Origin of the sequence: Vibrio sp. 1F255 (assembly GCF_041439145.1) — a bacterium.
Taxonomy (GTDB): Bacteria; Pseudomonadota; Gammaproteobacteria; order Enterobacterales; family Vibrionaceae; genus Vibrio; species Vibrio crassostreae_C.
This window is the reverse complement of record NZ_JBGONQ010000002.1, coordinates 18,510-40,811: the sequence shown is the minus strand read 5'-3', so window position 1 is coordinate 40,811 and position 22,302 is coordinate 18,510. Positions and strand designations below refer to the sequence as shown.

Here is a 22,302-nt window from a genome sequence, read left to right as displayed (position 1 = left end):
ATTACATCATAACAACATCAAACTGCTCTTGTATGTACAGAGGCTCAGCCTGGATTTTAACTTGCTTACCAATAAAGACTTCAAGCTCCGCAAGCGCATGAGATTCATCGCCCTCTAACGCCTCAGCTACGGCAGCTGCCGCATAGACCACAAATTTATCGGCGTCGTACGCACGATTCACTCGCGTGATCTCTCGAAGAATTTCATAACAAACGGTTTCAACTGTCTTCACACTGCCGCGGCCTTCACAAGCAGGACAGCTCGAACATAGGATATGCTCAATACTTTCACGAGTACGTTTACGAGTCATCTCAACCAACCCAAGCTGCGTGAAGCCATTAATATTGGTTTTCACACGGTCTTTGTCGAGCGCAGCCTCTAAAGAAGTTAGTACTCGCTTACGATGTTCCTCAGACAACATATCAATAAAGTCGATAATGATGATGCCACCTAAGTTACGTAGACGCAGCTGACGAGCAATCGCTTGAGTCGCTTCTACATTGGTGTTGAAAATCGTCTCTTCTAGATTACGGCGACCAACAAACGCGCCAGTGTTGATATCAACCGTGGTCATCGCTTCAGTTTGGTCAATAATCAAATATCCACCAGACTTTAATTCGACTTTACGATCCAATGAACGCTGAATTTCGTTCTCGGTATCGTACATATCAAAGATAGGTTTATCACCTTCATACAGCTCAAGCTTGTCTGTCAGCTCTGGCACGTATTCAGAGGTAAACTCTTTTAGGTTTTCATACTCTAGACGAGAATCGACCTGAATCTTACTCAGCTCAGTACCGACAAAATCACGCAAGATACGTTGGCTTAGGCAAAGTTCACCATACAAGCGAGTGCGCGCTTTGTGTTTACCACGACGCTCAAGAACCTTTAGCCAAAGTCGCTTCAAGAAAGCGGCATCTTGTGCAAGTTCATTCGAGTCAGCGCCTTCAGCCGCAGTACGGATGATGAAGCCACCGTGTTCGTCACAGTAACGAGACACGACTTTTTTAAGACGGTTACGCTCAGACTCGCTGTCGATTCGTTGGGAAACGCCGACATGACTTGCGCCCGGCATAAACACCAGATAACGAGACGGTAGAGTGATATCCGTGGTTAGGCGGGCACCTTTAGTTCCAAGAGGATCTTTGACCACTTGCACCACAATGTCTTGCCCTTGACGGACAAGCTCTGAAATATCACGAACCTGAAATTGTTTCTTTTCGTTTTCAGCGACACATTCAGTGTGTGGAACAATATCAGAGGCGTGTAAAAAAGCTGCTTTCTCAAGGCCTATATCCACAAAAGCCGCCTGCATTCCCGGAAGAACACGGCTTACACGTCCTTTATAGATATTTCCTACGATACCGCGTCGAGCATCTCGTTCGACATGGATCTCTTGAAGAGCCCCCCCTTCAATCATGGCCACACGAGTTTCACTCGGGGTCACGTTCAGCAACAATTCAGCACTCATGGTGCACCTCAGGTTAGTAATTATAAGAATTCTTGCAGTAGCTGGTCCGTTTCAAATAAAGGTAAGCCGACAACGGCGTAATAACTACCTTCGATTCGGGTGACAAAGCGTCCGCCCAAACCTTGGATCCCATAGCTACCGGCTTTATCGCATGGCTCCCCTGTTTGCCAGTATTGTTCTATTTCTTTTTCACTGAGGGGTTTAAACCATACGTCGGTAATAATGATTTCTGTTCTTTGTTTTTCTTCTGAAACCACAGAAACCGCCGTCATCACTTGGTGACGTTCATTCGCTAACTGAGTAAGCATGCGCTTAGAGTCAGCAAAATCGGTGGGTTTCTCAAGCACTTGCCCTTGGCTTACGACGACTGTGTCAGAACCAAGAACGACTATATCAGAGCCATGATCTACAGTATCAGAACTAGGAACGACATGCTGCCTTTCAGAAGGGTTATCTTTCAATAAAGACAACGCAGCTAAAGCTTTATCTAAAGATAGTCGCTTAACATATTCTTCGGCGGTTTCTTGAGCGTGTTTACACTCTTCAACATCGGTTACGAGGACAGAAAACTCATAACCGAGTTGAGATAGCAATTCTTTGCGGCGTGGAGAGCCGGATGCCAAAACTAAATGTTTCTTTTCCATCGTCACGCTACCTCACATGCCAATGGCGACGCACGCGTCTCATTAATAAAAACATCCAAGGCCAAAGTATACAGTTTATCAATGCGCTCCATAACGATAACGGATTGAAAACAACATCTTGGATCAAATATTCACCAAAGAAGATCAACACCTCAAACAAGACCGTTAACGCGGCAATGATCATCGCTTGCTGCCATAACGCCATGTTACGAATGACGAGGAAGTTCATCGCAATAATGTACATCACTATTGCCATCATCATGCCTCGAATACCCAGAGTAGAGCCGATCAAAAGGTCCCACAATAAGCCTAAAATCAAAGCACTACCCACGTTAACACGATGCGGTAGAGCCAAAACCCAGTAACACGTAACCAGCAGTAACCAAGATGGTCTAAATAAATCTAAGCTACCAGGCCAAGGGATCGTCTGCAGAATCAGTGCTATTAAAAATGAGCAGAAAATTACTACCTTGCTTCTCAAAACGCTATTGGCCATCTTCGCCCTCTAACAATGCTTGTTCTATGCTCGATTGATCCGCTTGCATCTGTTTGTTTTCATCAGGCCATACAAGCAGCAGGTATCTGAGCTTATCGAACTCAACCACAGGCTCTGCTTTAATCACAGCGAACTCACGTTTCGGGTCGTAATCAACGGCCGTAACATAGGCGACTGGATAACCTTCTGGATATACCCCACCAAGACCTGATGTCACCAACAGATCTTCTTCTTGTATATCGGTACTGGTTGGAATGTGCTCTAGCTGGATCTCATCAATCATGCCATTGCCCGAAGCAATCACACGGATGTCATTACGAATAACCTGAACAGGAATCGCATTGTTTGCATCAGTGAGTAGTAATACACGACTATTATGAGCAGCAACGAAAGTGACTTGGCCGACAATGCCTTTTTCGTTGATCACCGGCTGACCTTCATACACCCCATCAATCTGACCTTTGTCGATCACGACTTGATGGCGATATGGTGAAGTGTCTACCGCCATAACTTCTGTGACGACTTTCTTCTCATCACGGATAAACGGCGAGCCTAACAGCTTACGAAGGCGCTTGTTTTCTTCTTGATATTGCTCAAGCAGAATCAGCTCGCTCTTCAGACGCAAGACTTCTCGTTTAATATTATGGTTAGATTCAATTAACCCTTTGCGAGTGCTAAAACGGTCGTAAACACCATCGAACATAGTGCGAGGCAAGTTGGCTGCATATTGAATAGGCGCAACCATGCTGTTTAATAGATAGCGAACATTTGAGAAAGCATCTAAACGACTATCAGCCAGCATAAGGCTGGCTGATAAAATTACAGCAAAAAACAGGCGCAATTGTAGAGAGGGACCTCTACCAAAAATTGGCTTCATTCTATATTTGGTCCTAGAGCTACATTTGATCCTATAGACAAGGTCCTAGGCTCTTTACATAAAACTAGATAAGAAAAGAGCCTAACACTAGATATTATTCTTCGCTGAACAGATCGCCGCCGTGCATGTCGATCATCTCTAGAGCTTTACCGCCACCTAGAGCAACACACGTTAATGGCTCTTCTGCAACAACAACAGGGATACCTGTTTCTTCTGTTAACAGGCGATCAAGGTCTTTAAGCAGTGCACCACCACCTGTTAGTACCATACCGTTTTCTGAGATATCAGAAGCTAGCTCTGGCGGACACTGCTCTAGTGCAACCATTACTGCAGATACGATGCCAGATAGAGGCTCTTGAAGTGCTTCAAGGATTTCGTTTGAGTTTAGGCTAAAGCTACGAGGCACACCTTCAGCAAGGTTACGACCACGTACTTCGATCTCTTCGACTTCATCGCCAGGGTAAGCTGAACCGATTTCGTGTTTGATCTTTTCTGCCGTTGCTTCACCGATCAAGCTGCCGTAGTTACGACGAACGTAGTTGATGATCGCTTCATCAAAACGGTCACCACCAATGCGAACAGAAGACGAGTAAACCACACCGTTCAGTGAGATAACCGCAACTTCAGTAGTACCACCACCGATATCAACAACCATTGAACCTGTTGGCTCAGAGACACGTAGGCCAGCACCAATCGCAGCAGCCATAGGCTCATCGATTAGGTAAACCTCACGAGCACCAGCACCTAGCGCAGATTCACGGATAGCACGACGCTCAACTTGCGTTGAACCACAAGGTACACAAACCAAAACGCGAGGGCTTGGTTTAAGCACACTGTTGTCATGCACTTGTTTAATGAAGTGCTGAAGCATTTTTTCCGTTACGTAGAAATCAGCAATTACGCCATCTTTCATTGGGCGGATCGCTGAAATGTTACCAGGCGTACGACCAAGCATTTGCTTAGCAGCGTGGCCAACAGCAGCGACACTCTTTGCAGAACCCGCACGATCTTGGCGAATAGCTACAACTGAAGGCTCATCAAGAACAATGCCTTGGCCTTTTACATAAATAAGGGTATTGGCTGTACCTAAATCAATCGATAGGTCGTTTGAAAACATGCCACGAAGTTTTTTAAACATATTCTTCGCTCATCCTGCAAGAATTAGAAGACAAAAATTGCACTAAATGTACCAATGCCTTGCTGTTACGGCAAGGCATTGAAGTACAAACATGGACTGAAACCCGCAATTTCTTACAGATTCCTAACTTAAGGGGCAAAAATTATATTATTACTGACCTGTTAAGCCACTTTCACCTCGGTAGATCACACGATCGTTACCACGGTATATACCAAATGTGACGACGGTGGATGGATCTTCATCACCCAGTTGGCGCCAGTTGTAACGTAGCCATGGTTGATCTTGATCACTGCCACTACATGAGATGTTATTTCCGCCATCGCTATCAGGCTCAGAGTCATCCATTCTTAACCACAGACGAACTTGCTCACGTGGCGCGTCTGTTCCTGCTGGCGTATTTTGATTTGCTGTGACCTCTTCTTCTCCATCATCCACATTTCCACTACCGTTAAGTGAAACTAAAGTGGTTGCCGCCCCTTCACTGTGCCAAATAACTTGTTTACAAGTATTAGCCCCATTGAAGGTACTGCGGTCATCATCCTCGTTAACAATAAACTCGCTGCCATCCCAGAACTCAGCGCGCAATGGAATAGTTAGAGTAGTATCAGAATTGCCACCAATATCATCTAGCACCATTCGACCATAACGAGCTGGAGGCTGGACCGGAAACTCGACAGAATCAGTCAAAATATCAGAGTCAGTAAATGAAACAGGATCAACTCCTGCAACAGTCAAGCCAAAGTGGGTAATAGTGGAGTTAGCATCTGAAGTATTAAACGGTGCATCTCTGCGGCTAACGTCATCCAAATCCGTAACTCGCTGAAGAACAGCGGCACTATCGTTCAACAACCAATGCTCACGATCATTAGACCAAGACCCAGCATCCGTATCTAGCAAGAAGCCGTTATCTATATTGCTATCATCTAGAACACCAAACTTTGCTTGTAGTTCTGTATTAAAGAATCGGTAATTATTAAGCGCATTATCCGTATCACCTTCACCTGATGCCATTGGATACACTAGATGAACAGCAGAGTCATAAGGCTGACCTAAATAAGCAATGTCGTTTTGATTAGCGACATTCCATTCAGGGTTCTCTTGCAGGAAGTACTTCGGATAGAAGCGGCCAATTGATTTACTTCCAGAGAAGCCACCAAGAATCTTGCCATAAAAACTATTCGAGTCTTCGGTCACTTCAAAATTTATACTACCAACTTCTGAATAATTTAAACTTTTGAATTTATAACCATTATCATCAAGACTAATATCGGAACTAGACTGAGTCAATTGGCTACCAGGCTCTAAGCTACCAAGCACTGCACCATTATTGCTAGGAGTATCCAGAGTATGAGTTGCAACGACAGCACCAGAGGACAGCAAATAGTTTTGTGTTACTAAGCTATTATTACACGAAGGGTTAGCGTTACTCGAGAATCTAATTGGTTTAGCAAACACGTCAAACTCTTCCCCCGCTGCAACAAACGCATTCCCACCACTGCTGTTACCATCAGAATTGCTGCCCGTACAAATAGCAAATTGCCAAGGACGAGAATTCACCAAAAAACTACCAGAAAGTTTATCAATACCACTCTCAGGGCAACCCGACATCTCACTACAATCAAAGGTGCTGTCGGTCAGAGTTACTTTGAACTGACCTGACTCTTGAATCGAAAGTGTATCGGTTGTTTCACCGTTATCACTCACCTCAAAATCAGGCGTATAATCTAATAAGGTTATCGCACTATTTCCGTTCGCAGGTTGAACGATACCTAAACTAACTTTAGGGGTGCCTACATAATCTTGTGATAAAGAAGAATCTTGCGAATTACAAGAGGATACCTTTGCCGTCACGAGGTAATCATCCCCAGCCACAACAAACTGTTCATCAACATCGAACTTATAAGGTACAAAGTTAATTTTTGATGCAGCCGTTTCTAAATCACCATTCCAAGTACCACTGGCATCATAACTCTCTAACTTAGATGAAGATAAGTACAAAGTTTTTTGCCCATTAACAAAGTGACTTTGGTAATCCCCCGAAGATGTAGAGCAACTGTTTCCATTCTCATCTTCACACCACTTCCCAGTAGAATTTGGTGAATGTGATGCAGTGAAGTTATCTTGAACGGTGCTAATCACGTTGCCATCATCATCTACGACTTTAAACTCAACCTCAGCGACCTCACAAGTTAGAACATGAGAATATTTTGGGGTAACGACAAGAGAACCAGTTGGAAGTGGAGGAAGTGGACAGCTATAGTCAGGTTTATTAATAACTAAACCACTCTGCGAAACAACGCTCGCAGCAGTAACTGCGCCTTCCACTGTAAGTAAGTTTGGCAGGTTAAGTGTTTTCGCTAAAATAAAGCCTCTAAAGTTTCCTTTCAACTGTACAGTTGCATCTGGAGCATAAATGATTGGGTATGCGTTCTCATTAACAATATTGACGCTATTATTAAATTTAAAGCTTGTAACTACATTTATTTTAGAGCTATTTTCAAATATAAAATCACTTCGGCTTGTATCCGAAGCCAAAAAGTTATTAAAAGTTACTGATGATTGTTCAGGGATAATTAATACTAAACCACTACCATTTGATATTTCGAAATCATCAATATATAAACCATCTTTAAGGTGTACCCTTATTTCTGGATACTCATTGCCTAAATCATTTATATATAGTCGTTTCAAGTCTTCATTGATATACACATTAGCATTAGCTCCTGCTAACTCAAATGAACACAAGTTTGACGCATCACATCTAGACTTGATGTTTTTATCAATAGCTAGGCTCTCTGTTACAGAACGACTCGGAACATTAGGCAACAAACTATGGTCAATCTTTCGTCGGTTTAGTTGACCATCCTCATTCCCTACAGCACAACCTAAATCATCTCCACAGACATCATGGTTGTACATTTGATTTGTACCTCCCTCTAAATCAAATCCGACTAAAAGCAAACTCTCGGGATCAGGATTAGATGGACTCCAAGATCGATCATTGTCAATTGAAAAAGCATCAAGATAATCGGGAGACCAGCCATTGAAAGTTGTGCCCCACCCATTATTAATAATCAATGAACTCTCAACCCCAGTCCAACTTTGGATAGGCTCAGGAAACAAGTTACATACGTTAACCGGAATCTCGACCTCGGGAATTTCAAATGCGAAATAGCCTACTGATTCATAAGCTCCATGTTTACGAGTACTAAGAGAAGTAGCATCTTCATCAAATGCGAATGTAAATTGCGACTCTCCTCCACTCACATACTGCTTACAATAACGTAGCCAACCACCATCACCACCATTTCGGGTTTGCTTATTAGCAATAACACCAAACTTATTAAAGTTTTGATGTAGTGATATTTCGTTATTCAGACATGACCAGCCTATAGATTTACCTGGCTCTATTTCAGTTTTTTGGTTGTAGGTACCAGGCGCTTGGAAAAACTCTATTTTTGATGTTTTAGACTCATCTTGCCCTGAAAAAGTAGGGACAGCTAAATAAGCGATTTGCTTAGCTGAAGAAGTTGGCCCTTGTCGACCACGCTCTAGAGCAAGCTTAAATTTTTGGTTAGTTAAACCAGAGATAGCTGTTGTGGCCCAATCTCGGTCCTTGCCCTGAACTTGAGCCATGATCACGGGGTTTGTAATATCACCTCCCTGATATGAGACCGTTTCCCAATCAGAACTGCCACAGGCATTGCCTTTACATTGAGCCTTAGAAGTTATGATGTTTCCAGCTTCACCATAAACCTTGGAACCATTATGATCGTAAAATGTTAACCTTCCGGGATCGGTAACAAAATAATAAATAGGTGACATTCGATCGGTTGAACTATAACTCTCAGCCGATTCACTTTCTATTGTTGCGCCTTTCTTTGAGTCCCAAATAGTTGTAACACTAGCCTTTGTTGGCACACTATTCACGATATCATCAGGATCGATAGTCGACATTAAGAATACAATTGGATTGTCATATTGCTTCTGGAACAACAAGTTACAACCATAAGTACAATCCATACCTTCAATAGAACCAAACTCATATTGAACATCCTCCAAATCAGGGACTGGTTCTTTTTCTCCATCGGCACACTCAACTACAACGGTATCACCTGACACTTCTAAAGTACCATTACCACCGTTTATCACAATTGAAGTAGTCTGTTTCTGTTCATATCCAGAGCCTGTATCAAGCTTGTAAATGAGACTGCCGTTTTTACCATTATTAGAAGTCGGTCTATAAATTAGGAGAACTCTTTCTCCTGGATTCACGTTCTGATCGGTTATCTTAGCGTTACTACCACTAACGCTGGACCACAATTTAACTACAGAGTTATTTGACGTAAAAGTGATCGTGACAGGAGTTGGGTTTGGAATAGTAAAAGCAACAGAAAAGCCATCTTGTCTTTTTAGATCATTACATTGTTCAGGAGAAAATTCGTCAGCTATCGAAACGAAAGATGTCCCACATAAAACAATCATGACTGCAGTGAGCTTCAAAAAGTTCGCGTAACAACGAGGAAGATTTTTAATGGCTCTAAAAAGACCAACCCATAATTTCATACTCACTCCCTCACCCAAACTTCTTGAATACGCTGTACTTGGTTGATACCTGAACCACAAATGGCAGTAGATTCTATTTTGAAAAAGCCAACACCATCTAACACTCCGATCTGACTGCAAGTTAACTCATCGACGGTACAGATAGTCGACATACCACTACTCACTTGGTTTGAATTTAAGTTACCACAGACGGTGCTCACACTGGTTGAAACCGCAGGCGAAACCGTTAATGGATAAACTTGAGTGAGTGCCCACTCATTAGCGGAATGTGCTAATAGCCAAGCCTGTGTTCCAAGTTGTTTACGCGTCAATGTATCGTGGTTTGACCATTGTACTTGCACTAAAGAAGTCGCAAGAAAGCCCATCACCACAATAACAAATATTGCAACGACCAAAACACTGCCTTTTTGGGATGATTTACTATGGCGCATTAAGTACCTGCACATCTTGTTGATAAACACTGATTTCGTTGTTTTGCTCAAGCACAAGTTCGATATGAATCACACCACCGCGCTGTAAGCTTGGCTCTTCGTAACGGAAGTTACTTTTTGTATAGTTAACGCTATCTGTGACCCTTACGCCATTACGCTCAATGACACCTTGTCCTTCGATAGTATTGTTCACTATACAGAAGCTGACATGATTGTTTTTTTCATAAATATAGTGTCGTTTTGCAATAGACTCACTCACAAGACTCAAAGCTGTAACACTGAAAGAGTTGGTATTCTGAACTGCACCCGAGACGTCAATTCGTTTATTGGACTCCACTGCCAAATCATTAAAACTACTTGGATTTATAATAAGATAATCTCCTACAGAGAGACTTGGGGCATCTTGACCAACAATGAAGTCCAATTGATTGCCTGGTTCATCGAAGTGATAAAAACCGGAATATTTGATCGAATAGAATGAAAGACACTTTCTATCAAAAGCAAGTGTAGGTAAAAAAGTCTGAACTTCAGTGAAGCTATTGGGAACTGCGTGGCTTATCTCTCGCGACATTTTCTCAACAACAAATTGCCCTTTCACTTGCACCTTTTGCCGGTCAATACTCTCAACATACCCTTTCATGCCATATTCAACAAAGCCTGCGATAGCGAGACCGATGACGGCAACCACAACAATGGTTACGATCATTTCTATAAGAGTAAAACCACGTTGTTTCATTAGTAGTTCCCCTTGTAAGCAACCAAGCTATAACGGTTATTACCACCAAAGATCTGTACTTCAACGCGCTTCATCGTACCAATAGTATTATCGTTAACACCGTCCATGTTTTGATCATAAAACACGGAAACCTCAACACGAAAATTGGCATAACTGTCTTCAATATTTTCGTCTAGGATATTAGCGAGCGGGTACTTCGTTGATGAGACACACGCTGACTCTGTTGTATCGGTGTACCAACAACCGATATAGTCATCAACATCATTGAAAGCTGCGGGGGTTGCCTCTGAACCATCCACTCCGAGTTCATTGGGAGCAGAACAAGCGGTCGCACCTGCATCGCCACAGCGCACCAGACCACCATCAAAATCACTGTGTTCATCAAAACCACGTGCCAACATTTGGTTCATCAAACTCTGACCTAAGGCCACGGAACGGTTTTGATACTGTGGGTCTGCTGAACTTGCCACTTGTGGTGCTAAAAAACTGGTAATCGTGACCATCGCAATACCCAAAACGATAATCACAACAATACTTTCAATCAGAGTAAAGCCACGTGAGCGAATCATAGGCACGCTCCCTCACGCACGTAACCTTGAGAATTAATACAAACTTGAGCGCTATTATTTGAAGTGGTGGAGTTAATAGTAATATTAACCCCAGCGCTCACCGAAGGATTACCCAATAAATCAAAATCGATAATTGTATTCGCTGGAGAAAATGAAATATCGGACTCACGTACATAGTCACTACGCGCATCAGCTTGTGATTTTTGAGCGCTATTCGATAGATTTAGACTGCATGCCGTAACTGAACCTAGACAATCACTATTGATAGCAAGACGAAAGCTGTCATTAGCAGCGGAAACGTTTGATTGCATTCGATTAACTTGGATTTGACGGATAACAGAGATGACCTGCTCTTGGGCAGCAAAGGTAGAAAAACTAGAGGTTCCAGCGAAGCGACTCGCGGCAAAAGTTGAAATAATACCGAGGATAATGATAACGATGATCAGCTCTACCAGAGTAAAGCCTTTGGATATGGGGCTGTTATCCATAATGAGCCTCTAACTGCCTAGCGAATACTGATTATACAAGATAACGAAACTTACGATCTTATGTATATGAATAGTTTTGATATTTTTGTGTAGTAGATAGAAAAAAGGCCAGCAGGTGCTGGCCTTAAACAATGCAGACTAATTAGTCACACGCAGTGTTTGGTTCGCTATCTTCACCAGGAACCACAATAATAGTTGTAGCTGGAACATTGGCCGCTGTCGCTTCTGAGTATCTTACACAGCTACCATTGAAGTTTTGAATACCGTAAACAAGCGTAGCGTCAGTACCAACAGTACCTGTAGAGCTTAATTCTACAAACTCACCTGATTGATCAATGGTAGCGCCAATACCAGCTGAAGTTGCAATAGGGTAACCAAAAGAATGAGCAATCCCGTCGATAGTTGTTGCTGCTGCGCTTGCCGCTACATATTGTTGCCCTTCGATACCTTCAATTGCAGCTTTACCATAAGAAATGCCCATAGCACCAGAAATAGCCCCACGTAAACCTTGCAATGTCGAGTTCTTCGCATCATCTTGCAAGTTTAGGAAACGTGGTGCCGCAGTTACAGCAAGAATACCTAGAATAACAATTACAACCACTAGTTCGATTAGGGTGAAACCGCCTTGTCTTTTCATAGTTAAGCTCTCTCTATGTTTAATTTTACGCAGACTTACTGCAAAGTTACGGTCACACGACCAGTTTTAATTTCGTAAACAAATTCATGCTCGGTACTACCTTCTAATTGAACGTAAGTACAGGTAGCATCACCAGAATTTGCTTGCGCTGAATACTTGTAGTTTGAGTCGTTCGCTACATCTGAAACCGCACCTACTTTAGGTGGATTTTGCAGCAAGTTTTCCATCAACTCAGAACATGTTTGGTCTGAAATATCTTGTGGAGCAGTGCTCGAATTATTGTTCAGAGTCCACGGATAGCCATCACGAAAGTCGGTCTCGACGTTGTTACTGTTTTTTGATCTTGTTAACCAAAAATCAACACCATCATAGTTTACAGTATTGTATGTTTCAACACCAATCTTCTCAGATGGTCTTGCTTCGGCTTCCCACTGTGCTCTTGCCGACAGTACTGCTGTCGCAAAACCGCCAGCAACGCCTTCAATACTTGATTTCTTGGCTTCATCTGTCACATCGAGAAAGCGAGGTAAAGCAGCCACCGCCAATAAACCAACGACCACGATCACTATGACTAATTCGACAAGGGAGAAACCCTTTTGATTCTTAAGCATTTTCTACCTACTCATCTAATTATTAACGCGCATTATACATTCGTGCTCGTATAAAACCATAAAAAAACTGTCAATATTTTCACAAAGCCAAAATATTGGCTTTCACACTAAACCTTTCTCTTTCGAGTAATATATCTATCTGATATTTATCAGCATAATGATAACTACAGTGAAACTGTATGTTATCACTTTTATCTTCAATACTTGGAGAGCTTAGCCCTAAAATACTCCCTTGAGGATATAATTGATCCAGCCAATAGTTACAGTCTCGCTCCGTACCTTGGATAGGCATTACCCATCCAGTTCTGCTATAGATTTTTGGGGGTTCCGAGCCTTCTTCTTGCCCAGCACCCGATAACAAATATTGCTGTTTGAACAAATTGGCTTGCTCTAAAATCCGCTTGCTCGCGACGATAAATGCCGTGTTAGTCGCTTCCTCTTCTACCGTTTTGAATGCAGAAAGCACACCGACAATAAGAAAAAGAATAACCACAGTCCAAATAACAAAACGTGAGCGTTGTAGGTTATTTAGCATTCCCTAGCCTTTGATTGCATCCAACATTCCCCACATCGGCAAAAATATACCTAGCGCCAAAATCAGCACCATGCCCGCAACGATGGTTAACAAAATGGGTTCAATTCTGGCGGTTAAGGTTTTCAGATCGTAATCGACTTCGCGGTCATAAAAATCAGCCACTTCAAGTAATAGCTCATCAATACGACCCGTCTCTTCACCGACGGAGATCATTTGTATCACGAGCGGTGTGAAAATTTCGCTGTTAATCGCGGTCGACGAAACCGTACTACCGGCTTCAATGGCCGATTTCATGGCTTGAACTCGCAACTCTAGAAAACGGTTATCTAAAGCTTCCGCCGAAAGCGCTAGCGACTGGTTCAGTGGAACACCCGCTTTAAGCATCAAAGCAAAAGTACGCGAGAAGCGTGACAACAGTGCTCGATTCACTACCCCGCCAATGACCGGCATTTTTAAGCGTAATCGATCCCACTTTTCCAAGCCTTTGTCTGTCTTCACCCAAGCTTTAAAAGCGAAGATAAGACCAAAGATCACTCCAAGCATTAAGCCCCAGTAATTCACAAAGAACTCAGACATACCAATCAAGATACGAGTAGGCAGCGGCAAGTCGACACCAAAGCGCGCAAACATGCTTGAGAACTGTGGAATAACCTTGATGTTAAGAATGAACATTGCAACCAAGATAAAACTGATCACGAATGTTGGGTAACGCATCGCAGTCTTAATTCGTTTGCGAGTCTCAACTTCTTGTTCGTAATATCCAGCTAATTGCAGTAAAGCCTGATCTAGACGGCCTGTGTTTTCACCAACGCCAATCATCGAGACAAACAACGGACTGAATACCTTTGGGTGCATCTGCATTGACGCCGCTAAGCCGCGACCATTGGTTAGCTCAGCAACCACCTCTTCCAAGGCGGCTTTCAGCTGCTTATTTTCGCAGTTTTGAGTGAGGCCTTTCATCGATCTTAATAGTGGTACACCCGCTTTGGTTAGGCTGTATAACTGTCGACAAAACAGAACCAAGACTTCAAGCGGAACATTCGGCGCAAATAGGCTCGATACATCCATATCTAAGACTGAACCACCACTTTTACCCAGTTTGATCGAGGTTGGAATGATCCCTTTGCTCATCAAGCTTTCAGCAGCAAGATCTTCGTTATTCGCGTCTAATTGCCCACTTACTTGGCTACCATCAGAGCTGCGACCTACATAACGATACGTTGGCATATCATTCTACCCCTACAGATAAATTGGGTCAGTGGCACCGGACGCATCGCCTTCACCAAGATGCATTATCTCATCAAGACTCACGACACCTTGCAGAGCCAATTCCATCGCAGAAGCCAGTAACGGCTTGTAGTTTTCAGACTGTCTCGCCTTTTGAGCAAAACCTACCGCATCATTAGCTCTCAGTGCATCCATCATGTTTTGCTCTAGCTCCAACATTTCAAATACACCAATTCGCCCGCGGTAACCGGTTAAGTTACAGTTCTGGCAACCACGGCCTTTCATAAACGGCACACCTACTTGGTTAGGGAAACGGACGCTCAGCCATTGCTTGCGAGGTTCATCTAACTCATCCTCAACCTTACAATCTGTACACACTTTACGAACTAATCGCTGTGCGACTACTGCTCGAACAGCGCTCGCGACCAAGTAACCCGGAGCACCCATATCCATCATACGCAACGCGCTGTCTACCGCATCATTGGTATGTAACGTACTTAATACTAAGTGGCCGGTCAGTGCAGCTCTCAAGCCTATCTCAACGGTTTCGTGGTCACGCATCTCACCGATAAGAATAATATCGGGATCCTGACGTAGAAAGGTTCTCAAGATAGTAGAGAAATCGAGATTGATCTTAGGGTTTACCTGAACTTGATTCACACGAGGTAGGCGGTATTCCACCGGGTCTTCCGCAGTAATGATCTTTTTACCCGGTTCGTTTAACTCACTTAACGCGCCGTATAAGGTTGTTGTTTTACCTGAGCCGGTTGGGCCGGTAACCAAAATCATGCCATGTGGACGGCGCAATTGTTGACGCAGACGAACCAACAGATCACTCGGTATGCCCGACTCTTCTAGTTTACGTAGGCCTGCTGACTGGTTAAGAAGACGCATAACCACTGATTCACCGTGCTGTACTGGCATGGTCGACATACGAATATCAACCGACTGACCTTTAGCTCGGATATTAAAGCGACCATCTTGAGGAAGACGTTTCTCTGAGATATCGAGGTTTGCCATCAGCTTCAAGCGCAGTACAAGTGCAGAAGCGATATTCACTTCATTCAGCAATGTTTCATGCAGTACGCCATCAATACGCTGACGAAGACGCAATACGTTTGAATCTGGCTCGATATGAATATCCGAAGCACCAACCTGAATAGCATCTTCAAATAGTGAGTTGATCAGCTTAACGACGGTAACTTCATCACTGTCTTCTTCAGCGATATCGAAATCAAAAGCATCATTAACTTGGTGTTCAGCGTGAAGTTGCTCAGCAAACGAGGCAATCTCTTTGGTTCTTCGATAATAGCGATCGAAGCCATCAACCAATTGCCTTTCTTGAGCAACAACGAATTCAAGCGCGTAATCGCCGAGCTGACCAAGCAAAGACTCTTGGGCAAACAGATCCGCAGGGTCACTCATTGCAACACGCAAAGTGTCACCTTGGCGTCCAATCACTAAGGCACGAAGGCGACGAGCATGTACTTCGGGTAAAAGCTGTACTGCTTCAACATCGACAACGGCTCGGCTTAAATCAATAAGAGGAATCGCTAACTGCTGCGACAAAAAGCTCAGCATTTGCTGTTCTGACAAGAAGCCAAGCTCAATTAGCGCATCACCCAGCTTACGCCCAGTACTTTTCTGAGCGGCCAGTGCTTGTTCAACTTGAGCCTCAGTGATAATGCCTTCTTCGACAAGCAAATCACCAAGTCTTTTTCTTAATCTAATTTGCATCGCCGCTCTCCTCTAAAGCATTGAGTATTTTTAACCGGTCACGCACAAAGCTTTGTGATTGAGATGAGATACCGACTCTAGTCAACGCACCTTGATATGATTGTTTTGCTGCAGCGAAGTCTAACTGGCGTTCTTGCTGAATCGCTAAGCCCAACCACCAGCGAGCGTTATCTGAATCGACTTCAACCAACTTTTGATAACTCTCGAGTGCGATTTCTTCTTGCTGTGATTTTTGGCTCAACGCCGCACGCATTGCTAGATACTCTTGAGTTGGATGCGGAGGCATGTGTACTAAAGGGCTCAGCGCCGCTTCTGATTGATTCGCTTTAACCAGCAGTTTAGATAACCCTAATCGCAATTTTTCACTGTTGATGTTGAGCTTAATTCCAGACTGATAGAGCTCATAGGCTTTGCGAGTATCGCCTTTACCAAAATAGAGAATCGCAAGTTTCTGACGGACATCTTCATTTCGTGGCGTGTAGCGTAGAGCTTCAGTGTAGCCCTTCAACGCACCAGTAAGATCGTTCGCATCAAGCGCTTTCTGAGCTCGACCTTGTGCATTCACAGATAGCTGTTCCGGAGTTAACTCAACCTGTTCGATCAACATTCCGCTATTTTCTGAATCACCAGAGGCTACAGGCTCATTAGAGATAGACGCAGGGGCTTTTTTTGCCACACTAGCAACGTAAATCGGTTGGGGAATTTCAGTCTTAGTCGTTTCAGGCACGCTTAGAGCTTTAGCCGGTGTTTGTTGTTTTGTCGCTTTTGGGGCAGACATAACAACTGATTCGGAAACACTAGGCTTAGATTGAGCGCTTTTTGCCATCGCAGTGTTTTCTGTTGAAAGGATCGCAGAGTCTAGTGTCACCAATTTCTTAGTTGGCGATGAGATAGGTTGAGCAACTTCCTGAATGCCATTTGAATCATCAACGACAGAGACTTGAACCTGTAAATCTCGAGTTGAGATTGACTGCTCAACAATAGACTGATCAATCACAGGGCCTTGCGATATCGCCCAGCCGCCCATCGCTAAACTCAAAGTAAAACCCGCAACAACCCAAACTAGGGGGGAACGCGTTTTTACTTTAGGTACGACTGCGGCTTCAATCGAAGTCGCTGACTTTTTCTTTGCCAATTCAGACAAGGCGTTGTTAATGACGCTCATAATTAATTCCAACCCCACAGTATTGGCGTTTTAAATTTAGGCTTACACACATCGTACGTTTCATGCATAGCTGAAAAAAGATGTTGGTTGTCGATACTTTTCTTATCTTCACTGAACGAAAGCAATAGAGCCTTATGGCAAAGTTGGTTTATCAATCTAGGGATACCTAACGACGAACGACAGATCGCCTTTTTTTGATTCAAGCTGAATAACTCAGGGCTGCCACCAGATTTAGCGATTCGATTATCAATATAAGCCACCGTTTCATCGAGATTCAGCGGTCTCAGTGTCGAACTAAATGTGATTCTTTGGCGAAACTGCCTTAGGTGATAAGCCTCTAATCGAGCATCCAATTCTGGCTGACCTAATAGAACAATCTGCAGCAGTTTTTTATCTTCCGTTTCAAGGTTACCAAACAACCTTAATGTTTCGAGCGCTTCATCCGATAGAGCCTGAGCTTCATCAAGAATAGCCACCACTCTTAAACCAGAATTGTGCAATTCAATGAGCTTATGCTGAATGTTATCAACCAAGGTTGCTTCATTATCGACAGCTAAACCAAGCTCTGTTGCAACCGCCTGGCGCAAGTCTGCCCCTGATAACACAGGGTTTGGTAAGTAGATCAGAGCTGTACAGTCATGTAGGTGATTGACCAACATCCGGCAAACCATGGTTTTTCCAGTGCCTACCTCTCCGGTCACCTTAATCACGCCCTCGCCCATTTCCAACGCCGAGATTACCGTCTGAATCGCTTCGAAATGAGGCGCTAAACCATAGAAGAAATCGGTATTCGGCGTTAAGGTAAATGGCAGTTGTTCAAAACCAAAGTGAGCTTGATACATACGACGACCTAGCTTAGTGAGACACTGCCACTCTATATTGAGAAAGTAAGCAATTACTCTTCATCAGGGAACCACTGCTGAAGAAGATCACGTGAACGCTCCAACTCATTTTGCCAAGTATTCACACCCACGATCGTTGGCTTAAGCAAGATCACGAGCTCAGTTTTTTGCGTTAACTGATTGGTATTACGGAACAAATGACCTAAGGCTGGAATATCACCGAGGAATGGAACTTTAGAGGTCACATCACTGGTGTTGGATTTCATCAAACCACCAATAACAACCACATCGCCATCTCGAGCTCGAATCACTGAGTCAGACTCACGAATAGAGCTTTTCGCCAAAGGAAGCTGCACCACACCCGTTGTAGAACCAAGGTTGAGCTCTTTCACTTCTTCCTCGACCTCAATAACGGCTGGGTGAACATGTAAGAATACGCTACCTTTATCATCTATCTGAGGGGTCACATCTAAGGAGATACCCGAAAAGAACGGAGTTAACTCAACCTCAGGTGCGACGTTCGCGTTGTCACCACTGCCTACCGCGCTAGATAAATCCGTCACGTAGTATTCGTCAGTACCCACTTTGATAACCGCTTTCTGGTTGTTTGCCGCTGTGACTCGTGGGCTTGATAGAACGTTCAGGTCACCTTGAGTATCCATAAAGCTCAATACCGCTTCAAAACTGCCATCTGAGATCGTTACGTTGGTTTGCCCGCCTAACAAAGAGCTGATCGCATCTAATGGAGGCAAAGTTCCACCAGGTCGATCAATTACCACACCGCCGCTGCCAATCGACTTAGATAAATTAGACCAGCTAATACCTTGTTGGTAACCATCACTCAAGGTTACTTCCATGATTTTGGCTTCTAGGATAACTTGACGCTGCAGGCGTTTTTGAGAAATACCTAAGAACTCTCGAACCTCACGAATTTCGTCAGGGTAAGCACGCACTGTAATCACACTCGCTTGCGGGGTCACGACAACGCTTTGCCCATCGCCCGATCCAATTAAGTGAGCAACCGCCGCTTCAAGCTGTGGCCAAAAATCACTTTCAGAGGTCGTTTCAATCTCTGTACCACCATTCGATGTCGAGTTTGATGAATTAGAAGAGTTAGATGAATTTGACGAGTTTGACGAGTTTGAGTTCGAGTTTGAAGAGCTCGATGAATTCGAATCTGAGTTAGAGATCGTACCGGTGGTGATCGTCGTTAGTGAGCGACCAGAACGCTTAACTTGTAAGTAATCGACAGGGATCGTTACGGTGCGAAGACCGGCAGGATAAACTTGAATCACTTTGCCACGCTTTTCAATATCGTAGCCATACATATCTTGAGCAACAGCCAGTACCTCATCTAACGTCACGTCCGTTAGATTAAGCGTAAGGTTTCCAGACACACTTGGGTGAATAGCCGCACTATATTCCGTACCTTTCACTAAGCTGGCAAAAAAAGTTCTCGCTTCAACGCCTTTTGCCTGAATACGAAAACGCTTAACCGTTTCCATCCCCGGAGACATCGAGTCAGAATTAAGCTGAGGCATAAGGTCATCTTGAACCGACGAAGGCAGCTCATGAAGCGCTCTGCTATTGGCTTCATTAATTGATTCGTTTAAAGACTCTTTAATCTCAACAGGATCTCTATGCCCCATCGAACAGCCGACTAAAGATGACACTAGGATTGCTACTACAAGTTTACGCATGTCTTCACTCTAACCTTAATTATTCTTAACATCTAAAGAGAACATCTCTAATTTCCACTGCTTAGAGCTTCTCTGCAGAGTGACGTATTCTGGATCTATGTTCTTAACTCGGTACCCTCTGATCGTTTCCCCTTGTCCGAGAATCTGACCATTCATAATCGCATAGCAAGGCGTATCTCCCTTACACACGATGCTTTCTAAAGAAGGCAAGCGATAACGAGTTGGTGCTTTCTTAGCAGGCGCCGTTTTCTGTTGAGGTGAAAGCCAGCCTAATGGCGCCGTGGGATCTTGCTCAGCCCACACAAAAGAGCTACTAAATAGCAAGGACAACAAAAGAGTTCTAACCACCGATAAACTCCTGTCTAGTACCTAATGTGTAAACCTCGAACACCAGTCGAGCTTTAGGATATTCTTCTACTGAGTATTCAAATGTGCGCCAGTAGTAACTCACAGGTAGAGACTCAAGTGCTTGAAGGTAAGCTGAGATATCAAAGTAACTGCCGGTTAGCTCCATTCTTACAGGGTGAAGAAAGTAGCCTGAATATTCGCTGGTCTCTTTATTGTTCGAAATCGCTTCTGGTTTTAATGACTCTAGCGATTCAAGCTTTAGTCCATTACCGGCGTTAAGAACGCTCTCCAGTAACTGCGACATTTGAGAAGGTGTGATTAATCCATCAACAATCTGAGAAAGCTGAAGAGAGAGATCTTGGCTCTCCACCAGCAGCTTTTTGTACTCTCGATTAATTTCTTTGTCTGGGTCTTTGTTTAACTGAGCTTGCAGAACAAGTAACTCACCTTGCTGCCTTTGATTCGATTGAGTCAGGCTGCTCGCCTTGGCATTTTTAGCTTGTAGATCGAGATACGCAGGCTCAACCAATAAGGTGAACAACAACATCGATAGGCCAACAAAACCACACACAAAAAGTAGCCATTTTTCTCTTTGACTTAATGCAAGAAACTTATCGCTCAGCTGGTTCCACTGCTGCATTATTTACTCTCCCGACGAGTACTTAGCTCAAACGTCACCACATCCTGATCATTACGGCCAATTTTTAGTTTTTCAAAAGTGCGTCCGACTAAATTAAGCTCACTTTTAAACTGACCAATCCAGTTCGGAACGACATTTGCGTTACGAGCCAAGCCACTAAGATCTAAAGTATCGTGGGTCATGTAGATGTGCGAAAGAGAAATGTCATTTCGGCCTAATTTAGCTAAGGAATTCATGACGCCAGAATACCCGACTTGTTGGGATTCGTCGTATTGTCCAACAGCCTTCAAAGCCTCTTTTTTAGCCTCAGTCTCACGTTTGAGACGCGCAACCGCCGCGACTTTCTCTGGAGACGGTTTATGCTGAGTTAACTTACTATTCAATTGGTTAACTTGCTTGTTAAGTTGATTCGAGTCTTGTTGCAGGGCTGTTAGCTCTTTATCTAGATTAGAAACTTGATACTGCATTGCGAAGTAACCACCAAGCATCAAAACACAAACTACTCCCCAGCTCGCAACAACATTGGTCAGCGTAAAATATTCTTTTTTAGGCTTAAGGTGTTCAGGGTAAAGATTGACCTTAAACGTCTCTTTTTCAGCTGCAAGTTTAAGCAACAAACTCTCTGAATTATCACGCTCACCTTCAACCAACAGTGAAACTGTCGAGCTCAATGTACTGTTTAAGGCACTTTGTAACTCTGCTTCATCTTCTTCGTCACAACAGATTTTAAGCTGGTGAAGCTGGGTGCCTTTAATTTGAGAAGAAAGGTAATCAATCGAGCGTTGAAGCTCTAAAGCGAGGCCATCTAACTGCAGAGCACTTGACGCAACACCCGTTAAAGGTGGCACAACACTGCGGATGGTTCTTTGAAAACAAACGGTATTTTCGACAAACGCACCCAATTTAAAGTGTGAATTGACGCTACGTTGTAAAAGAATGAAATTAGACAGTTCGCCTGCACTGTAACCCCAGATTTCATCTTCAGGAGCAACACCTATTAATTCAACCTGAGCCGAATTAGTGATATTCAAAAGCTTGTCCAACAGCTTTTTAGGCAGGACATATACTTGCAGCTTGTTCGACGTTGGTAACGCGACCGCACTCGCAGTAATTTCCGTGACTCTTTCTGAAACAAGATCTTTGAGTAAAAAAGGCAGTGCTACCGACCATTCACTCTCTGGAATGTCCGGTTTATCAATTTGGTAGGTTTGGTAGTAGTTAGCACAGACAATCAGTTGGACGCTATTACTGGTAAACGCCTCACTGCTAAGCGATTTTTTTAGCGCACTCTCCCAGTCCCCATTAACCACGGGAATGCTGGCTACTTGAGGATCTTGTTCTGTCGATGAAATATAAATGGCGTCATTGCCCAGCAAGACAACTTGCGAGCTACCTTTATTATTCGTTGGCTTTATTTTGTCTAAAATCGCTTTAAAATTCATTC

Annotated in this window: 21 protein-coding genes; all 21 read right to left on the bottom strand. The window is 43.6% G+C overall.

From position 1 onward, the window contains the following. Nucleotide 1: 1 nt before the first annotated feature. A complete protein-coding gene (gene rng / locus ACED41_RS01785) occupies nucleotides 2-1,471 on the bottom strand; it encodes a ribonuclease G (RefSeq protein WP_017061363.1) in 1,470 nt (489 codons plus the stop codon). 20 nt (nucleotides 1,472-1,491) lie between these two features. After that, nucleotides 1,492-2,115, bottom strand: a complete 624-nt coding sequence (locus tag ACED41_RS01780; protein WP_017066953.1) for a nucleoside triphosphate pyrophosphatase — start codon at nucleotides 2,113-2,115, stop codon at nucleotides 1,492-1,494. Between the two features lie 7 nt (nucleotides 2,116-2,122). Continuing rightward, complete coding sequence (gene mreD / locus ACED41_RS01775; protein WP_017061361.1) at nucleotides 2,123-2,611, bottom strand: rod shape-determining protein MreD; 489 nt, start codon at nucleotides 2,609-2,611, stop codon at nucleotides 2,123-2,125. Beyond that, on the bottom strand, nucleotides 2,601-3,488 hold the full coding sequence (gene mreC / locus ACED41_RS01770) for a rod shape-determining protein MreC (protein ID WP_004735927.1): 888 nt from the start codon (nucleotides 3,486-3,488) through the stop codon (nucleotides 2,601-2,603). The genes mreD and mreC overlap by 11 nt, the downstream gene beginning before the upstream one ends. A 94-nt stretch (nucleotides 3,489-3,582) precedes the next feature. Beyond that, nucleotides 3,583-4,626: a rod shape-determining protein gene (locus ACED41_RS01765; protein ID WP_017062957.1), complete on the bottom strand. Its 1,044-nt coding sequence runs from the start codon at nucleotides 4,624-4,626 to the stop codon at nucleotides 3,583-3,585. A 150-nt stretch (nucleotides 4,627-4,776) separates the two neighbouring features. Beyond that, a complete protein-coding gene (locus ACED41_RS01760; protein WP_371724386.1) occupies nucleotides 4,777-9,192 on the bottom strand; it encodes a DUF6701 domain-containing protein in 4,416 nt (1,471 codons plus the stop codon). A gap of 2 nt (nucleotides 9,193-9,194) precedes the next feature. Further along, nucleotides 9,195-9,623 carry an MSHA biogenesis protein MshP gene (locus tag ACED41_RS01755; RefSeq protein WP_371724385.1) on the bottom strand — a complete coding sequence of 143 codons (429 nt, stop codon included), beginning with the start codon at nucleotides 9,621-9,623 and terminating at the stop codon, nucleotides 9,195-9,197. Further along, nucleotides 9,613-10,359 (bottom strand): prepilin-type N-terminal cleavage/methylation domain-containing protein, encoded by a 747-nt coding sequence (locus ACED41_RS01750; protein ID WP_371724384.1) that lies wholly within the window; start codon nucleotides 10,357-10,359, stop codon nucleotides 9,613-9,615. The genes ACED41_RS01755 and ACED41_RS01750 overlap by 11 nt, the downstream gene beginning before the upstream one ends. Beyond that, on the bottom strand, nucleotides 10,359-10,928 hold the full coding sequence (locus tag ACED41_RS01745) for a prepilin-type N-terminal cleavage/methylation domain-containing protein (protein ID WP_371724383.1): 570 nt from the start codon (nucleotides 10,926-10,928) through the stop codon (nucleotides 10,359-10,361). Before ACED41_RS01745 ends, ACED41_RS01750 begins: the two co-directional genes overlap by 1 nt. Further along, nucleotides 10,925-11,416, bottom strand: coding sequence for a prepilin-type N-terminal cleavage/methylation domain-containing protein (locus ACED41_RS01740; RefSeq protein WP_371724382.1), 492 nt, complete (start codon nucleotides 11,414-11,416; stop codon nucleotides 10,925-10,927). Before ACED41_RS01740 ends, ACED41_RS01745 begins: the two co-directional genes overlap by 4 nt. A 142-nt stretch (nucleotides 11,417-11,558) precedes the next feature. Continuing rightward, nucleotides 11,559-12,053, bottom strand: coding sequence for a type II secretion system protein (locus ACED41_RS01735; protein ID WP_171732390.1), 495 nt, complete (start codon nucleotides 12,051-12,053; stop codon nucleotides 11,559-11,561). 35 nt (nucleotides 12,054-12,088) lie between these two features. Further along, a complete protein-coding gene (locus ACED41_RS01730) occupies nucleotides 12,089-12,664 on the bottom strand; it encodes a prepilin-type N-terminal cleavage/methylation domain-containing protein (protein ID WP_102332739.1) in 576 nt (191 codons plus the stop codon). 79 nt (nucleotides 12,665-12,743) lie between these two features. Beyond that, a complete protein-coding gene (locus ACED41_RS01725) occupies nucleotides 12,744-13,199 on the bottom strand; it encodes an MSHA biogenesis protein MshF (protein ID WP_371724381.1) in 456 nt (151 codons plus the stop codon). Nucleotides 13,200-13,202: 3 nt separating this feature from the next. Then, the gene (locus tag ACED41_RS01720) at nucleotides 13,203-14,426 is read right to left on the bottom strand and encodes a type II secretion system F family protein (protein ID WP_371724380.1); all 1,224 of its coding nucleotides are present in this window, start codon (nucleotides 14,424-14,426) and stop codon (nucleotides 13,203-13,205) included. Between the two features lie 12 nt (nucleotides 14,427-14,438). Then, entirely contained in the window at nucleotides 14,439-16,163 is a 1,725-nt protein-coding gene (locus tag ACED41_RS01715; protein WP_017061350.1) for a GspE/PulE family protein, read from the bottom strand. After that, nucleotides 16,153-17,328, bottom strand: a complete 1,176-nt coding sequence (locus tag ACED41_RS01710; RefSeq protein WP_371724379.1) for a tetratricopeptide repeat protein — start codon at nucleotides 17,326-17,328, stop codon at nucleotides 16,153-16,155. The genes ACED41_RS01715 and ACED41_RS01710 overlap by 11 nt, the downstream gene beginning before the upstream one ends. A 2-nt stretch (nucleotides 17,329-17,330) precedes the next feature. After that, nucleotides 17,331-18,170: an ExeA family protein gene (locus ACED41_RS01705; protein ID WP_017061348.1), complete on the bottom strand. Its 840-nt coding sequence runs from the start codon at nucleotides 18,168-18,170 to the stop codon at nucleotides 17,331-17,333. A gap of 53 nt (nucleotides 18,171-18,223) precedes the next feature. Then, on the bottom strand, nucleotides 18,224-19,870 hold the full coding sequence (mshL, locus tag ACED41_RS01700; protein ID WP_059021616.1) for a pilus (MSHA type) biogenesis protein MshL: 1,647 nt from the start codon (nucleotides 19,868-19,870) through the stop codon (nucleotides 18,224-18,226). Between the two features lie 15 nt (nucleotides 19,871-19,885). After that, nucleotides 19,886-20,218 carry a hypothetical protein gene (locus tag ACED41_RS01695; RefSeq protein ID WP_017061346.1) on the bottom strand — a complete coding sequence of 111 codons (333 nt, stop codon included), beginning with the start codon at nucleotides 20,216-20,218 and terminating at the stop codon, nucleotides 19,886-19,888. Next, nucleotides 20,211-20,858 carry a type 4a pilus biogenesis protein PilO gene (pilO, locus tag ACED41_RS01690; protein ID WP_017061345.1) on the bottom strand — a complete coding sequence of 216 codons (648 nt, stop codon included), beginning with the start codon at nucleotides 20,856-20,858 and terminating at the stop codon, nucleotides 20,211-20,213. The genes ACED41_RS01695 and pilO overlap by 8 nt, the downstream gene beginning before the upstream one ends. Next, nucleotides 20,858-22,300 (bottom strand): MSHA biogenesis protein MshI, encoded by a 1,443-nt coding sequence (locus tag ACED41_RS01685; RefSeq protein WP_017065934.1) that lies wholly within the window; start codon nucleotides 22,298-22,300, stop codon nucleotides 20,858-20,860. Before ACED41_RS01685 ends, pilO begins: the two co-directional genes overlap by 1 nt. Nucleotides 22,301-22,302 lie beyond the last annotated feature (2 nt).

What these genes read in the sequence shown, in the direction of transcription:
- rng (WP_017061363.1), bottom strand. Translation starts at nt 1,471, where the DNA reads ATGAGTGCTGAATTGTTGCTGAACGTGACCCCGAGTGAAACTCGTGTG.
- ACED41_RS01780 (WP_017066953.1), bottom strand. Translation starts at nt 2,115, where the DNA reads ATGGAAAAGAAACATTTAGTTTTGGCATCCGGCTCTCCACGCCGCAAA.
- mreD (WP_017061361.1), bottom strand. Translation starts at nt 2,611, where the DNA reads ATGGCCAATAGCGTTTTGAGAAGCAAGGTAGTAATTTTCTGCTCATTT.
- mreC (WP_004735927.1), bottom strand. Translation starts at nt 3,488, where the DNA reads ATGAAGCCAATTTTTGGTAGAGGTCCCTCTCTACAATTGCGCCTGTTT.
- ACED41_RS01765 (WP_017062957.1), bottom strand. Translation starts at nt 4,626, where the DNA reads ATGTTTAAAAAACTTCGTGGCATGTTTTCAAACGACCTATCGATTGAT.
- ACED41_RS01760 (WP_371724386.1), bottom strand. Translation starts at nt 9,192, where the DNA reads ATGAAATTATGGGTTGGTCTTTTTAGAGCCATTAAAAATCTTCCTCGT.
- ACED41_RS01755 (WP_371724385.1), bottom strand. Translation starts at nt 9,623, where the DNA reads ATGCGCCATAGTAAATCATCCCAAAAAGGCAGTGTTTTGGTCGTTGCA.
- ACED41_RS01750 (WP_371724384.1), bottom strand. Translation starts at nt 10,359, where the DNA reads ATGAAACAACGTGGTTTTACTCTTATAGAAATGATCGTAACCATTGTT.
- ACED41_RS01745 (WP_371724383.1), bottom strand. Translation starts at nt 10,928, where the DNA reads ATGATTCGCTCACGTGGCTTTACTCTGATTGAAAGTATTGTTGTGATT.
- ACED41_RS01740 (WP_371724382.1), bottom strand. Translation starts at nt 11,416, where the DNA reads ATGGATAACAGCCCCATATCCAAAGGCTTTACTCTGGTAGAGCTGATC.
- ACED41_RS01735 (WP_171732390.1), bottom strand. Translation starts at nt 12,053, where the DNA reads ATGAAAAGACAAGGCGGTTTCACCCTAATCGAACTAGTGGTTGTAATT.
- ACED41_RS01730 (WP_102332739.1), bottom strand. Translation starts at nt 12,664, where the DNA reads ATGCTTAAGAATCAAAAGGGTTTCTCCCTTGTCGAATTAGTCATAGTG.
- ACED41_RS01725 (WP_371724381.1), bottom strand. Translation starts at nt 13,199, where the DNA reads ATGCTAAATAACCTACAACGCTCACGTTTTGTTATTTGGACTGTGGTT.
- ACED41_RS01720 (WP_371724380.1), bottom strand. Translation starts at nt 14,426, where the DNA reads ATGCCAACGTATCGTTATGTAGGTCGCAGCTCTGATGGTAGCCAAGTA.
- ACED41_RS01715 (WP_017061350.1), bottom strand. Translation starts at nt 16,163, where the DNA reads ATGCAAATTAGATTAAGAAAAAGACTTGGTGATTTGCTTGTCGAAGAA.
- ACED41_RS01710 (WP_371724379.1), bottom strand. Translation starts at nt 17,328, where the DNA reads ATGAGCGTCATTAACAACGCCTTGTCTGAATTGGCAAAGAAAAAGTCA.
- ACED41_RS01705 (WP_017061348.1), bottom strand. Translation starts at nt 18,170, where the DNA reads ATGTATCAAGCTCACTTTGGTTTTGAACAACTGCCATTTACCTTAACG.
- mshL (WP_059021616.1), bottom strand. Translation starts at nt 19,870, where the DNA reads ATGCGTAAACTTGTAGTAGCAATCCTAGTGTCATCTTTAGTCGGCTGT.
- pilO (WP_017061345.1), bottom strand. Translation starts at nt 20,858, where the DNA reads ATGCAGCAGTGGAACCAGCTGAGCGATAAGTTTCTTGCATTAAGTCAA.
- ACED41_RS01685 (WP_017065934.1), bottom strand. Translation starts at nt 22,300, where the DNA reads ATGAATTTTAAAGCGATTTTAGACAAAATAAAGCCAACGAATAATAAA.